This window comes from Streptobacillus felis (assembly GCF_001559775.1).
In the GTDB taxonomy this organism is placed as follows: domain Bacteria; phylum Fusobacteriota; class Fusobacteriia; order Fusobacteriales; family Leptotrichiaceae; genus Streptobacillus; species Streptobacillus felis.
In genome coordinates this window covers 1-16,266 of sequence record NZ_LOHX01000297.1, presented here as the reverse complement: position 1 = coordinate 16,266, position 16,266 = coordinate 1, and the positions used below count along the sequence as shown (strand labels likewise).

13 protein-coding genes are annotated in these 16,266 nt (G+C 25.8%); all 13 read left to right on the top strand.

Features of this window, described 5'->3' with window-relative positions; all coding sequences use genetic code 11:
* The first annotated feature begins 8 nt into the window (after nt 1-8).
* Nucleotides 9-1,580 carry a glycoside hydrolase family 57 protein gene (locus AYC60_RS06005; protein ID WP_067322432.1) on the top strand — a complete coding sequence of 524 codons (1,572 nt, stop codon included), beginning with the start codon at nt 9-11 and terminating at the stop codon, nt 1,578-1,580.
* Between the two features lie 47 nt (nt 1,581-1,627).
* The gene (locus AYC60_RS06000; protein ID WP_067322429.1) at nt 1,628-2,743 is read left to right on the top strand and encodes a cysteine desulfurase family protein; all 1,116 of its coding nucleotides are present in this window, start codon (nt 1,628-1,630) and stop codon (nt 2,741-2,743) included.
* A gap of 74 nt (nt 2,744-2,817) precedes the next feature.
* Nucleotides 2,818-4,800, top strand: a complete 1,983-nt coding sequence (locus AYC60_RS05995; protein ID WP_067322426.1) for an SIMPL domain-containing protein — start codon at nt 2,818-2,820, stop codon at nt 4,798-4,800.
* 100 nt (nt 4,801-4,900) lie between these two features.
* A complete protein-coding gene (gene pflA, locus AYC60_RS05990) occupies nt 4,901-5,644 on the top strand; it encodes a pyruvate formate-lyase-activating protein (RefSeq protein ID WP_067322424.1) in 744 nt (247 codons plus the stop codon).
* Between the two features lie 536 nt (nt 5,645-6,180).
* The gene (gene nifJ / locus AYC60_RS05980) at nt 6,181-9,750 is read left to right on the top strand and encodes a pyruvate:ferredoxin (flavodoxin) oxidoreductase (RefSeq protein ID WP_067322419.1); all 3,570 of its coding nucleotides are present in this window, start codon (nt 6,181-6,183) and stop codon (nt 9,748-9,750) included.
* Between the two features lie 78 nt (nt 9,751-9,828).
* Entirely contained in the window at nt 9,829-10,278 is a 450-nt protein-coding gene (locus AYC60_RS05975) for a pilus assembly FimT family protein (RefSeq protein WP_067322417.1), read from the top strand.
* The gene (locus AYC60_RS05970) at nt 10,275-11,357 is read left to right on the top strand and encodes a ComEC/Rec2 family competence protein (protein WP_067322414.1); all 1,083 of its coding nucleotides are present in this window, start codon (nt 10,275-10,277) and stop codon (nt 11,355-11,357) included. Before AYC60_RS05975 ends, AYC60_RS05970 begins: the two co-directional genes overlap by 4 nt.
* A gap of 112 nt (nt 11,358-11,469) precedes the next feature.
* Nucleotides 11,470-12,021 carry a DUF6162 family protein gene (locus tag AYC60_RS05965; RefSeq protein ID WP_067322411.1) on the top strand — a complete coding sequence of 184 codons (552 nt, stop codon included), beginning with the start codon at nt 11,470-11,472 and terminating at the stop codon, nt 12,019-12,021.
* Nucleotide 12,022: 1 nt separating this feature from the next.
* Nucleotides 12,023-12,715 carry a metal ABC transporter ATP-binding protein gene (locus AYC60_RS05960; protein WP_067322408.1) on the top strand — a complete coding sequence of 231 codons (693 nt, stop codon included), beginning with the start codon at nt 12,023-12,025 and terminating at the stop codon, nt 12,713-12,715.
* Between the two features lie 10 nt (nt 12,716-12,725).
* On the top strand, nt 12,726-13,622 hold the full coding sequence (locus AYC60_RS05955) for a metal ABC transporter permease (RefSeq protein WP_067322405.1): 897 nt from the start codon (nt 12,726-12,728) through the stop codon (nt 13,620-13,622).
* Nucleotides 13,622-14,515 carry a metal ABC transporter solute-binding protein, Zn/Mn family gene (locus tag AYC60_RS05950; RefSeq protein WP_067322402.1) on the top strand — a complete coding sequence of 298 codons (894 nt, stop codon included), beginning with the start codon at nt 13,622-13,624 and terminating at the stop codon, nt 14,513-14,515. Before AYC60_RS05955 ends, AYC60_RS05950 begins: the two co-directional genes overlap by 1 nt.
* A gap of 9 nt (nt 14,516-14,524) precedes the next feature.
* Nucleotides 14,525-14,980 carry a hypothetical protein gene (locus AYC60_RS05945; RefSeq protein WP_067322401.1) on the top strand — a complete coding sequence of 152 codons (456 nt, stop codon included), beginning with the start codon at nt 14,525-14,527 and terminating at the stop codon, nt 14,978-14,980.
* A gap of 350 nt (nt 14,981-15,330) precedes the next feature.
* On the top strand, nt 15,331-16,266 hold a 936-nt coding region (locus AYC60_RS05940; RefSeq protein ID WP_156447689.1), incomplete at its 3' end, for a two-partner secretion domain-containing protein.

Genomic DNA, 16,266 nt, shown 5'->3' with positions numbered 1-16,266 from the left:
TGATTATTGTGAAAGGTTATTTAAGTATTGTTTTACATGCACATTTACCATATGTAAGACATCCGGAGTATGAAGAATTTTTAGAAGAAGATTGGCTTTTTGAAGCGATAACAGAAACATATATTCCTCTTTTAAATATGTTTGAAAACTTAACTAGAGATAGAGTTCCTTTTAACATTACTATGACAATTTCAGGGACTTTAGCTAATATGTTAAATGATGAAATGTTACAAAATAGATATTTAAAACATATGGATAAATTAGTGGAATTTTGTAATTTAGAATTAGAAAGACTTGCTCCATATCCAGATATGTACAAAATAGCATTACATAATTATGATACATATTTCAATGCAAGAAAATACTTCTTAGATAATGATAAAAACTTAATAAAAAGATTTAAGTACTTTCAAGATTTAGGTAGTCTAGAAATTATTCCAGTTACAGCAACTCATGGAATGTTACCTATGATGAAGGATTTCCCTAATGCTGTTAGAGCTCAAGTTAAAATGGCAAAACTTGACTATATGTCTAACTTCGGAAGAGAACCTCAAGGAATATGGCTTGCTGAATGTGCTTACTACAAAGGTCAAGATAAATACTTAAAAGATGAAGGAATTAGATATTTCTTAGTAGATGCACACGGAATTAAAAACTCTAATCCAAGACCTGTTTATGGAGTATATTCACCAGTATTTACAGAAAATGGAGTTGCAGCTTTTGCAAGAGATTTAGAATCTTCAGAACAAGTATGGTCATCTGAAGTTGGTTATCCAGGTGATGGAGCTTACAGAGAGTTCCATAAAGATGCAGGATATGAATTAGACTATGAATATATTAAACCTTTCTTACATAGTGATGGAGTAAGGCGTAATATAGGGATAAAATATCATGCAATTACAGATAAAAAAGGTACATTTAAAAAGGCTTATGATCCTGAAGAAGCAAGAAATACTGCTATTTCACATGCATACAACTTTGTGTTTAATCGTAGCAAACAAATTGATTTCTTAGCAAGTAAAATGAAATATAGAAAACCTATAATAGTATCACCATATGATGCAGAGTTATATGGACACTGGTGGTATGAAGGGCCTATATTCTTAGAATATATATTTAGAGCTATGCAAGAATCTAATTTTGGAAGCATTACTCCTTCAAGATATTTAGATATATATAAATTAAATCAAATAGTTGATTTAAGTATGTCAAGTTGGGGAGCAAATGGATATTATGATGTTTGGGTAGATGGTTCTAATGACTATATCTATAGACATTTACATAAAGCAGCTGAAAAAATGATAGAAATAGCTCAAAGAGAGCCAGCTAATAAATTAGAATATAGAGCGCTAAATCAAGCTGCAAGGGAGTTATTCTTAGCTCAAACTTCTTGTTGGCCATTTATAATGTTCACTAAAACTATGGTTGGATATGCTGAAAAGAAAGTATCTGATCATACATATAGACTATTTAAACTATATGAAGATATTAAACATGGAAGTATAGATGAAGAATGGTTAAGAGAAATAGAAAGTAGAGACAATATATTTAGAAATATAGATTATAGAATATATAGATAAGAGGGGCCTCCCCTCTTTTCTAAATTTTAAGAAAAGAAGGTAAAAAAATGATATATTTTGATAATTCAGCAACTACTCGTGTTGATGAAAAAGTAATAGAAGAGATGGCTAGGGTTATGAATGAAATGTATTTGAATGTAGATTCTGGTTATAAAGGGGCTGAAGAAGTAAAAAAAAGTATAAAAGAAAAGAAGAAAATATTTAAAAAAATATTGGGATTAAATCCTGATAATTTTTCTTTTACTTCAGGTGGAGGAGAAGCAAATAATTTTGCTTTAACTTCTATTATGAGAAGAGAAAAAAAAGGACATTTAATAATTTCACCTATTGAACATCCCTCTTTATTAAATACAGCTTTAGAACTTAAAAATGAAGGTTATGATGTAGAATTTGCTAAAGTTGATGAATACGGTAATATAGATTTAGAAAATTTAGCTGATATAGTTAGAGAAGATACTAAACTAGTATCTATTATGGGAGTTAATAATGAAATAGGAACTAGCATAGATATGGAAGCTATATCACGTGTTGTTAAAAGTAAAAATCCTAGTACATATTTACATATAGATTTCGTACAAGGATTAAAACATATAGATTATGATTTTTCTAAAATTTCTGTTGACCTATTATCTATTAGTTCACATAAAATACATGGACCTAAGGGTATAGGAGCTATATATATAAAAGATGGAGTTAAAATTAAGGATCAAGTATATGGAGATAATAGTGAGAATAAATATATACCTCGTACTATGCCTAATGAATTAGTATTTGGGTTCTTAAAGGCTATGGAAATAGATAATAATATGGAACATATTAAAGAATTGAAAAAATATTTTTTATCTAAACTTGAAGGAATATCTAATGTATATGTTAACAGTCCTACTAATTCAAGTGATAGTATTATTAATGTTTCTTTTATAGGTGCTAGAGCTGAAGTTTTACAGAATTTTTTATCTAGTAATGATATATATATTTCTACTGGATCTGCTTGTTCAGCAAACAAGAAGGATTCACATGTACTTAAGGCCATAAAATTACCTAAGGATAGAGTAATTAGTGCAATAAGAATAAGTTTTTCTAAGTATAATACTAAAGATGAAATTGATAAGTTTTTTGAAGTATTATTACCATTTTTAAATATGGTAAGAAGTATAAAATAAGTAAGGTATAAGGAAAATATAATTTGAATAAGGTAAAATAGGGGTATATTAAAGATGTAAAAGGAGTTATTGGTATGAAAAAACTATTGTTAATTTGTATTTTAGGAAGCTTAAATATTTTTGGTCAACAAATTACAGTATCAACTAGTCAGAATGTAAAAAAAGAATTTAGTGCTGATACTGCATTTATTAATTTTACTTTGAATACAGAAGGAGATAATTTAGATAAGGTTAGATTTAAAAATAGGGAAACTGTAAATGAATTTTTATCTACTTTAAAACAAAAAGGAATAAAAATAGATAGCGTTAAAACAGAAAATATTTATGACAGAAAATTTTTAAAACTAAAAGAAGAAAAAGATAAGGGTTATGAAACTGTTATGACTTTTTCTATTCTATCTAATGAAAATGAAGGTTCTAAAATTATAGATGAATTAGAAAAAATTGGTGCAATAGGATATAAAATGCAAAAAGGTAAAATTACCTTTAAATTAGTTGCAAACTCTAAAGATAAAAAAGAAACTTTTAAAATAATTGCTGAAAAAGTTAAAAGGTTAAGAGATGAATTTGGGAGAGATTTTGAATTTAATTTTTATGATACATATAAGAAGAAAGATAGAATAGATGAAGAATATTTTGAAATAGTAAATGATTTTTCATTTAAACTTAGAAATGTAGAAAAAATAAATGAACTTATAGAAATTGCAGGAAAATATAATATAGAAATTGATAGAGATATTGAATATTCTTTATCTAATTTAAAAGAAAAATATTTGGATATGTATGAAGAAGCATACACTAAAGCAAGAAAAAAAGCTAATGATTTGATAGATAATAGTTATAAAATTAATAAAGTAAAAAATATAAAAGAAAATAAATATATAGTAGATGAACTAGAAAGAAAAATTAATGTTGCAGATAATGTAGTTGAATATGCTGTACCTAAAATGTATGCTGCAAAGATGGTTCAAGAATTTTTTGTTAATAGTAGTTCTGACGTGGCCATAGAAATCAATATACCAAAAGTTGTAATACAAAATGAATTAAAAATAGATTTTATTGCTGATGATGGTAAGGAAAATAAAAAATATGAAAATGAAATGACACTTTATTCAAGTTTTAATAAAGATATTAAAGCTGATATTGTTCAGTTAGAATTATCTATTAACACAAAATCTAATAAGGATATGATGGATTCAAATAATCAAAATGCTAAGGTATTTAGTAAGTTTAAAGAATTATTACAATATTCAGGTATTAAATATGAAAAAATAGAAACAATATCTTTTGATACAAATAGATATGAAAGTTTTGAAAATAGATTAGGTAAAGTGATAAAAGATGAGCAAGAAGCAGTTTTTAAGGTTAAAGTTAGTGATGTTTCTACTGTTAACTTTGAAAGATTTATAGAGTTAACTGATAGTGAAGATGTTAAGATATATAAAAATAATGATGTAATATATCTTGATATTAAAGGTAGTTCAAAAACTGTTAAAGATGCATATAATAATGCTAATTTAAAATATAGTGAACTTAAAAATGAATTATCTAAAAGTAATATAGATTTAATTCTTGAAGAGTACATAAATAATGAAAGAATTGAAAGAGAAGAAATTAGTGAAAAGAAAGTTAACTATGTTACTAATAATAAAATAAAAATAACTACTAAAGATGTAACTAATTTATCTATGTTAATATCTATAATTAAAGAATTTGGTGTAGAAATAGATAGTATTGATTATGGTTTAGATAATATAGAAAAATTAAATACAGTATTCTATAAGGAATTATTACAAGATATTAATAATAAAATGAAAAAGTTTGATAAATTAGAAAATATAGAAACTAGAGGTTATAAAGCAATAAAAGATAGTGAAAACCAACTTTATAGTTATTATTATAAAGAATCTTTGAGATTAAATAGAAATAACTATAATTACAAAATGGATGTTTCAAATTCTGAAATTATTAATAAGGCTAAGGAAAATCCATATAAGATTTTTGTTAAACCATATAATGCAAATATGAGTATTGAAGCAATAATTAATTTAAAATAAATAAAATCCCGTATTTTTTTGCGGGGTTTTATTGCATTTATATGTTTTTCATTATATAATCATATTAGTATATGAAGTTATTAATAGGGAGTGTATTTATATGGAAAAGAAAAATATAGGATATATTTATTCATTTGAATCATTTGGAACTAAAGATGGACCTGGAATTAGATTTGTACTATTCTTGCAAGGATGTCCTTTAAGATGTCTTTACTGTCACAACGTTGATACATGGAATTTGAAAGATTATCAAAAAGTTATGACGCCAGAAGAAGTATTTAAAGAAATTATGAAAGTTAAAGGGTTTATTAAAACAGGTGGAGTTACAGTATCTGGTGGTGAGCCTTTAGTTCAATCAGATTTCATAATAGAATTATTTAAGCTATGTAAAGAAGTTGGTATACATACTTGTATTGACACTTCAGGATATATATTTACAGAAAAAGCAAAACAAGCTATAGAACTTGCAGATCTTGTAATGTTAGATATTAAACATATAGATCAAGAAAAATATAAGACATTAACTGCAGTAAATTTAGCTCCAACATTAAAAATGGCAGATTATTTAGAAAGTATTAATAAGCCAGTATGGTTAAGATATGTTCTAGTACCTGGATATTCAGATGATCCTAAAGATTTAGAGGATTGGGCAAAATACTGTTCTAAATTTAAAAATGTAGAAAGAGTAGATATTTTACCTTTCCATCAAATGGGTACACCAAAATGGGATAAAATGAAAAAGGAATATAAACTAAGAGAAACACCAACTCCTACTAAAGAAGAAATAAAAATGGCAGAAGAAATATTTATGAAATATGAATTGCCTTTATATAAAGTGAAATAGGGACTATAAGTCCCTATTTATATTAATCTAATAGTAAAAATTGAAGCAAGAATAAAATGTAGTAATAATACAAAGTTATGTATAGGAATAAAGTCGTCGCTTAATCCAAGATTTGTTATTATTAGTAAAGAATTTATGATTAGATATATTATTGCATAAAAGTTGAAGTGCAATATTTTAAAGCTATTCCCAACAAAATGTATTATAGCTGGTGCTATGTTATAAAAATTTGGACTAATCATAAAAAGGATTATGGTAATTATCTCAAATAGAAGTATAGGAACTATTAAAGTATCTAAACTATTAAATGGATATTTAAATTTGAAAAATTTACTTATTCCTATATATATTTTAATATAAGCCAGTAGTATTATTATTAATATTATAAAGTTTGTCATTTTTATCCCCTTATTTATATATATTAAAAAGTATATCATAAATTAAAATACTTTACAATAATACTTAGTTATTGTATACTATTAATGTTAAATAAACTACTGCAATGGAAGAAATTGCCTAGTTATTCGGAGGAAAATATGGAAAGAAAACCTATAATGAAAGTAATGGATGGAAATGAAGCTGCGGCATATATTTCTTATGCATTTACAGAAGTTGCAGCTATTTATCCTATAACTCCATCTACCAATATGGCGGAATACACAGATGAATGGGCTTCAAAAGGTCATAAAAATATTTTTGGTACTGTACCTAAAATAATAGAAATGCAATCAGAAGCAGGTGCAGCTGGTGTAGTTCATGGATCATTGCAGACAGGTGCTTTAACAACAACTTTCACAGCATCTCAAGGATTATTATTAAAACTTCCTAATATGTATAAGATTTCAGGTGAGTTATTACCAGGTGTTATACATGTTGCAGCAAGATCTATCTCAACACATGCACTTTCAATTTTTGGAGACCATCAAGATATATATGCAGCAAGATCAACAGGTTTTGCAATGCTTGCATCATCATCTGTACAAGAAGTTATGGACTTAGCTGGAGTAGCTCATTTATCAGCTATAAAATCTAGAGTTCCTTTTTTACATTTTTTTGATGGATTTAGGACTTCACATGAAATACAAAAAATTGAACAAATAGAATATTCAGAATTAGAAAAATTAATAGATAAAGATGCACTAAAAGAATTTAGAAATAGATCATTAAACCCAGATGCTCCTGTTACAAGGGGGACTGCACAAAATGATGATATATTCTTTCAAGCAAGAGAGGCACAAAATCGTTTCTATAATAATTCAGTAGAAATAGTAAAAGAATATATGCATGAAATTTCTAAAATTACTGGAAGAGAATATAAACCATATAGTTATTACGGACATAGTGAGGCAAGATTAATAGTTATTGCAATGGGTTCTGTATGTGAAACTATAAAAGAAACTGTAGACTTTTTAAATTCTAGAGGAGAAAAAGTAGGTATGATAAAGGTAAGTCTTTATAGACCTTTTTCAGCTCAAGATTTTTTAAATGAGATTCCAAAAACAGTTAAGAAAATTGCTGTATTAGATAGAACTAAGGAACCTGGTTCTTATGGAGAACCTCTATATTTAGATGTTAAATCAGTACTATATGGAAAAGAAAATTCACCTAAAGTTGTAGGGGGAAGATACGGTCTTTCATCTAAGGATGTTAATCCATCACATATAATTTCTGTATTTAAAAATTTAGTTTTAAAGGAACCTAAAGATCATTTTACTGTGGGTATTAAAGATGATGTTACATTTACTTCATTACCTATGTACGAAAATCCTGATTTATCAAAAGATAATGATATTTCTTGTCTTTTTTATGGATTGGGTTCAGATGGTACAGTAGGGGCTAATAAAAGTAGTGTTAAGATAGTAGGAGACCTGACAGATAAATATGTACAAGCATATTTTGCATATGATTCTAAAAAAGCAGGAGGTATTACTAGATCTCATTTAAGATTTAGTGATAGCCCTATAAGATCTACATATCTTGTTAAAAACCCAAGTTTTGTATCTTGCTCTAACCAAACTTTTTTAAGAAAATATGATGTTTTATCAGGTTTAAGAAAAAATGGTATTTTCTTATTAAATAGTATTTATGAAGGTGAAAAGTTAATAGATAGTTTACCAAAAAAAATCAAAAGAGAATTAGCTTTAGCAGAAGCAAAATTTTATGTTATTAATGCTAATAAAATAGCATATGAGTTAGGTATGATTAGTAAGACTAATACTATTTTACAAACAGCATTTTTTAAGGTTATAGATGTTATAGAATTTTCTAAGGTTAAGGAAGAACTAAAAAAACATATATTAAAAAATTATGGTTTAAAAGGTGAAGATGTAGTAGAAAAAAACTATAAAATGATAGAATTAGCAGAAAAAAATATAGTTGAAATAGAAGTGAAAGAAGAATGGAAAACTTTAGTTGATGAGGAAGAATATTTAACTTTAGACTATGGGAATAGTTTAGATAAGAATTCATTTATGGCAAAAATAGCTGAACCTATGACGGCATTAAAGGGAGATGAATTACCAGTTTCAATTTTTGATGGATATGAAGATGGAACTTTTGAAAATGGAGAAGCTAATTATGAAAAAAGAGCTATTGCTAAATATATACCTGAATGGAGACCAGAACATTGTATACAATGTAATCAATGTTCATATGTTTGTCCACATGCAGCTATAAGACCATTTTTAATTGATGAAAAAGAACTTGAAAATATGCCTAATAGCATGGATTTATTAAATCCTTTAGGTAAGGGACTTGAAAGATTAAGATATAGAATACAAGTTTCTCCTTTAGACTGTACAGGATGTAATGCTTGTGCTGAAGTATGTCCTGCAAGAACTAAGGCTTTAGTTATGAGGCCTATAGAAGAACAATTAGAAAAAGGTGAAAAAGAAAATGCAGATTATTTATATAATCATGTAACATATAAGGATGAGTATATTAATAGGGAAACGGTAATTGGATCTCAATTTGCTAAACCTTTATTTGAATTTTCAGGTGCGTGTGCAGGTTGTGGTGAAACTCCATATATTAAGTTATTAACTCAGTTATATGGTGATAGAATGATGATAGCAAATTCAACAGGATGTTCTTCAATATATGGAGGATATGCGCCTTCAACACCATATACAACTAATGATAAGGGACAAGGTCCTGCATGGGCTTCATCACTATTTGAAGATACTGCTGAATATGGATATGGTATGTTACAAGCTAGTGAAAAACTTAGATATGGGGTTGTAGAGTTAATAGAAAAATTAAGTAAAAAAGATGGTATAAATGATGAATTAAAAGAAATACTAGATAAATATTTAGATATAGTAAATAATGCTTCAGAAATTCAAAAGATAAAAGAAGAATTATTAGCTATGTTGGAAAATAATTTGGAAAAACATCCAGAAATTTCCGAAATTTTAGAGCTTAAATACTATTTAAACCAAAGAGCTATTTGGGTAATAGGTGGAGATGGATGGGCATATGATATAGGGTTTGGAGGACTTGATCATGTACTAGGAACTGGAGATAATATAAAAATGCTTGTTCTTGATACAGAAGTATATTCAAATACTGGAGGTCAATCATCATCATCATCTCCTATAGCATCTGTAGCTAAATTTACTAATAATGGTAAAAGAAGAAAGAAAAAAGATTTAGCTTCACTTATGATGAGTTATGGTGATATATATGTTGCAAAAATTTCTATGGGTGCAAATCAAAATCAAACATTAAAAGCTTTAAAAGAAGCTCAAGAATATGATGGTCCAGCCATAGTTATAGCTTATTCACCATGTATAGCACATGGTATAAAGGGTGGATTAGGTATAGCTAATGAACAAGAAAAACTTGCAACTGAAGTTGGATATTGGCCATTGCTTAGATTTGATCCTAGAAGAGCTAAAACAGGAAAAAATCCATTACAACTTGATAGTAGAAAACCTAATTGGGATAAATATATGGATTTCTTAATGAGTGAAACAAGATTTACGTCTCTTATGAAAACTAATTCAGAAATGGCAAAAGAATTATTTGAACAAAATATGAATAATTCAAAAGAAGTATGGAATTATTATCAAAGATTATCAAAAATGGACTATAAAGATGAATAAAATCTTTGGGGGAACCCAAAGATTTTTTATTTACTTTTTTTAATAATTAATATATAATTAAAAAAGGGGGAAATTGTAATGAAAAATAGGGGAGTATCGTTAATAGAGGTAATAATCTACATATCTTTAGTTATTATCACATTCTTTTTATCATTTAATACATTTTTTAAATTATTAGAAAAACAAAAATTAAGAAAAGATATATTTGAAATAGTGTCTACATTTAGGAAATATCAAAAAAAATCTGAAATAAATGGTATATATATTCCAATATTTATAGATTTAGAAAATAATGAAATTTTCTTTGATAAAAAAACTATAAAATTATCAGAAGAATTTAAATATTTAAGTAAAAATAAGGATGAAAATATTTCTTTTGAAAGATATTTTACTAATAAGGGTAATTTAAATAAGGGTTTTAGTATTTTAATATACAATAAGAAAAATAGATTAATGGCAGAGATATCTTTTGATAATAGCAATAGTTTAGAATACCCTATAATTAATGTAAAGGGTATAAAATTATGAAAAAATATATATTTTGTATATTATTTTTTTTTATTTACTTTTTTTTAAATAGATTTTATGTAGACGAAATAAGATATGGATTAATTTACAATTTAGATGTTAAGGTTAATAGTAAAAGTATTGAAGTAATTAAGATAGAAGGAAGATATATTGATAGAAAAATATATATAAAGAATAAGGAAAATTTAAAATTTGGAATGTATAATATTAAATATGTTTGGGAAGCTAAAAATAAGGGTGAAATACTTGAAATAAATCCACACTTTCTTAATAGATATAGACAATTTTTTTTAGAATTAATAGATAGTTCATATGATGATTTTAGTGTTGGAGCTATATCTAAGGGAATAGTATTAGGTGAAAGAAGTTATATAGATAAGGGTTTAATGGAAAATTTCAACTATTTAGGTATAGTTCATCTAATTGCAATTTCAGGATTACATATATCAATAATTACAGGTTTTATTAAGAATAAATATTTATCGTTTTCTTTCTTAACTATTTATTCTTTATTAGTAGGATTTACAGCTTCGGTTAAAAGATTTTATATTATGAGGTTATTATCTTTTTTTAACATAAATAATAAAGAAGTATATGTAATTAGCCTTTTTGTTTTATTAATATATAATTTTAGTAATATTTATGATGCTTCTTTTTTATATACTTTTTCAACAGTTTTTGTAATTATATATATATTCCCTATAATTAATAAGTATGGAAAATGGAAGTATATTTATTTTAATTTATGTATGCAGTTAGCTATTATGCCATTTTCATATTATTATTCTAAAAATATACCTATATTTACTTTTTTAGTTAATCTTATTATGATACCAATATTTACAATACTTGTAGAATTAGTTTTTTTGAATGTATTATTTAATTTATTAGGTATTAAAATATTTTCTTATTTTGTACAAATATATTATTATGAAATATTAAAGGTTATAAAATATATATCTAGTATAAAATATATTAGTTACCAAGTTAAAGAAGTTAATATATACTTTTTTATAATACTAATTTTAATTAGTGTATATATATTTATGGATATATTAGTAGAACACCAAAAAAAATGAATTAGAGAAATTAGTATAAATAAAGGAGTTAGAGTATTTAAGACTGAAATAGAGAGCTTGAAGTAGGTATATAAAAGTGATATAATCATTATAAACGTTTGGAGGTAAAAAAATGAAAACAGAATACATTAAACCTCAAAATAATAAAAAAGAAAGTATGTATATTTTAATTTCAATACTAATTTTAATATCTATATCTATATTATTAATAAATTTTACTAAGAGTAGAGAAGAAATAGTAACTACTTCTGAAAAAGAAATAAGTAGTTTTGAAAGTTTTAGTCCTGAAGAAAATGGTATATATTCAGATTTGTATAATTTTAGTACTAATCTTGAATTCTTTGCTGTAGAAAATGGATATCCAACTATAGATGCTTTGGAAGATGAAAATACATATCCTTTTGTAAAAGATGATCTATGGGGAAAAAGAGGTAAAATATCTTGGGAATTAATTAAAAGTGATAAACATACATATTATTTAGGTAAAAGTAATGATAAGAGTATAGGGAATTTTTTATTAGATTCAAAAATAGAAAATGGAGAAGTAGAAAATGTTATTAAATACTATAAAGGTGAATTAATTGGATCTGATATAGAAGATATTTCTAATAAATTTTTAAAAGTTAAGAGTTTAACAGGCGAGGATTTAAATAAAGGTGAATAAGATGAAAAAAGGTGTAGAACTTAGTTTGAAAAATGTTTCTCTTAATTTGGGAGGTAATCAAATACTAAGAAATATAAATTTGGATATTAAAAGTGGTGAGATACATTGTATAATTGGTCCAAATGGTGGTGGAAAATCTAGCTTAATAAAATGTCTTCTTTCTTTAATGCCTTTTGAAGGTGAGATAAAGATGAGTTATGATGAAGAAAAAGTAATAGGTTATGTTCCTCAAAATTTAGATTTTGATAAAACACTACCTATAACTGTTGAGGATTTTTTAACTATGATTTTTCAGGATAGACCAAGTTTTTTAGGTCCTAATTCAGAAACTAAGGAAAAAATTGATAGTGTTTTAAGAAAAATAGATATGATACATAAGAAAAAAAGAATGTTAGGTTCTTTATCTGGTGGAGAATTGCAAAGAGTACTACTTGCCCAATCTCTATATCCAGAACCTAATTTATTAATATTAGATGAACCTTTCTCTGGTATTGATACTGTATGTGAAACATACTTTTTAGAAATGATAAAAAAACTAAAAGACGAAGGTGTAACTATAATTTGGATACACCATAATCTAAAACAAGTAATAGAGGTTGCCGATAAGGTAACTTGTATTAAAGGGACAGTTATTTTTAGTGGAGTCCCAAAAGAAGAAATAGTAGAAGAAAGAATATTTGATATTTTTTCATAGGAGAATATAAATGGAGGCAATAAGACTTTTTTTTGCAGAACTTGCAAATAGTGGCATATTACCTGAATTTTTTGCTTATGGGTTTGTAGTTAATTCACTAATAGCTGCATTACTTATAGGGCCTGTACTAGGTGGAGTAGGTACCATGGTTGTAATAAAGAAAATGGCTTTTTTTTCAGAGTCCATAGGTCATGCTGCTATAGCAGGAATTTCAATAGGTATACTTTTAGGTGAACCATATCATTCACCATATATTATGCTATTTAGTTATTGCATAATTTTTGGATTAGTCATTAATTATACTAGAAATAGGACTAAAATGGGTACAGATACATTAATAGGAATATTCCTTTCCATATCTATAGCTTTAGGAGCTATATTATTAATATATATCTCAAGTAAAGTTAATTCTCATATGTTAGAGACAGTATTATTTGGATCTATACTTACGGTATCAGATATGGATTTATTAGTATTATTAATTACAAATATAATTTTAATAATACTAATTATGTTTTGGAATAATAAGATATTACTGTCAAGTTTTAATAAGAATATAGCTATAGTAAAAAATGTTAAAGTAGTATTTCTTGAATATGTATTTATATTAATAATAACAATAATTACAGTTGCCTCAGTTAAGATTATAGGGGCAGCGCTTGTTGAAGCTCTTTTTCTAATTCCAGCAGCTTCATCAAAAAATATTGCAAAATCTATGAAGGGATTTGTTTCATATAGTGTATTTTTTTCAACTATAAGTTGTATTTTAGGAATAATAGTTCCACTATTATTTTCATTATCATTACCTTCAGGTCCTGCAATAATATTAGTATCTGCAACTATATTTTTCATAACAGTACTAATAAAAAACATCGCAAAAAAATATATAGATGGAGGAATTAATTAATGAAAAGAATAATACTAGGATTAACAATATTTTTTAGCCTAATTTCAAATGCAGCAGTTAATAAAAAAATTGTTACTTCTAACCAAGTCTCATATACCTTGGCCACTAAAGTTTTAAGTGGAACAGATATAAATGTAGTTTCAGCAGTTGATGCATATACGGACATGTATAAACAAAAAGTTACTTTCCAAAACTTAAATAATAAGTCAGATATATTTTCAGATGCTGGAGTTGTAGTAACTTTTTCTAAAATATTACCAGATGATTTCTTGTATGAACAAGCAAGAAGATATAATATTGGGGTAATAGAAATAGATTTAGGATATAGCTATAGAGACAATAATGCATTAAAGTTGAGTAATAAAATAAATGAAGATGGAAGTCAAAATAGAAATGTATGGTTAGATTTTTCTAATATATATAAAATGATAGATATTTTATCTAGTGATTTAGTAGAAATTTACCCTGAAAGTAGTGAAATAATAGTTGAAAATTCAGAAAAATTAAAATTAGAATTTTTAAATATGTTTAATGAATTTACAGAAACTATATTCAATTCATCAGAAGATATTGGGGTAATATATTTGGGAGATTCAGAAATGGATTTTCTACTTGATAGTTTAGAAATTTATCATCAAAATTTACCGTATAATGCAAATATAGATTTAATTAAAAAAACTATGTCTGAAACAGGAATAAAGAAAATAGTTTCAAGTAAAACTTTAAATAAGTCGTTAAGAGATAAACTTATTAAAGAAGGAATAGAGTTTGTTAAATTAGATTTAGGAAATATACCTTTAGATAAAAATGATGATGAAATTATGGATATAGATGGATATATAAATATTGTTAAAACAAATTTAGATAGATTAAAGAAATTATTTGTTAAGTAGGAGGAGATTATGAAAAAATTATTATTAGCTTTACTAGTTACATTTTCATTTTTATCATTTTCACATGTTGTAACAGTAAATGTTTTAGAAGGTAAAGAAAAAGGTGAAATACTTATTAGAGCTATAGATGACAGTGGAAATAGAGAGGCAAATGAAGAAATATATGTTTTAAGTGATATAGCTTATGATGGAGATTTAGAAGTTTTTGAAGAACCTGGGTCTGAAGATTTCCATGGAAAATTAATACTGTTTAAAGGTTCTTTAGATGACATGGGTGAATTAACCTTACCTAAACCAGGAGTTAAGAGATATATTATTTTAATAGCTGGTGGAGGAGATCATGATTTTGTTGGTAAAGGTATAACTTTAACTTTAGAAGATGAAGAAAATTGGGAAAAAGTATTAGAGAAACATAGTAAAAAATTAGGAGATTTTTTTAAAATATATAAGACAAAAAAGTTTTAGTGTGACCTAAATTAAAATAGTAAGTGCCCAAAAATCTAACTAAGCTAGATTTAATAGACTATCAGAAACTTTTTTAGATGTTAAAGAATTGAGAATTTTTCTTGGATAATTATTCATAAAATATTCAATATCTTTGACATTTTTTTTTAAATGTTCTCTTAGGGACAAATCTTATTACCATTTTATTTTCATTACTCCATCTCTCATTAGAGAAATTAGGATGTGTAAAATACCAATCAACACCTAGATAAGTTCTTACCTTTACAAATGTTATCTTATATATTGACAAAAGTATAAAAAAATGATAGTATTAGTTAATAAAAAAACTAAATAGAAAGGAAGTGTTAATTATGAATAAAACATATGCTTTATGGCTATTATTAACATCTCTTTTTTCATATGCAAACATAACAGTAGATGGAAAAATAAATGTATATGTAGAAAAGAGTAATAATGGTGTAGATATCATAAATATTTCAACTCCTTCTCCCAAAGGTGTAAGTCATTCAACCTTTAAAGAATTTAATGTAAGTGAAAAAGGTGCTGTAATAAATAATGCAAAAAATATTGCAAGAAGTAGAATAGCAGGACTAATAAATGGAAATAATAATATAAAAGACACAAGAGCAAAACTTGCACTTCTAGATGTAACAGGATTAGAAGAAAGTAAACTAAAAGGAATACTTGAAGCATTAAGTAAAGATAAATTAGATGTAATACTTTCAAATCCTAATGGAATAACACTAGATGGTGCAAGTTTTTTAAATATACATAATATGGCTTTAACAACATCAAAACCAATAATAGAAAATGAAGAAATAAAAGGATATAGTAATACTAAAGGAAACATAAAAAGCTTAAAAGAACTAAATACAGATGAGAATTTAGAAATAATAACTAATACCTTTAAATCAGAAGGAGATATAAAGGCAAAAGAATTAAAAGTAATGACTTATGCTGGAGAAGAAGGCATAAAGCTAAGTGCAGATATCATAGGCTCTATACATGGAGATGTAGTAAAGATAGTAGCAACAAAATCAGGTATAGGAGTTAAAAGTATAACTTCAAAAGATTTAACATTAGAATCAAAGACACAAGCTAAAATAGAAGAAATAAAGACAGATAATCTAAATGTTAAGGTAGAAGAAGATTTTACAAATAGAGATAAAATAATAGCAAATAATAATATAAATATATCAGCCAAAAACATAATAAATGATGGGAATGTATTAATAAGTGATAACATAAACCTAATAGCCCAAAATAACATAGATAATAAAAATGGA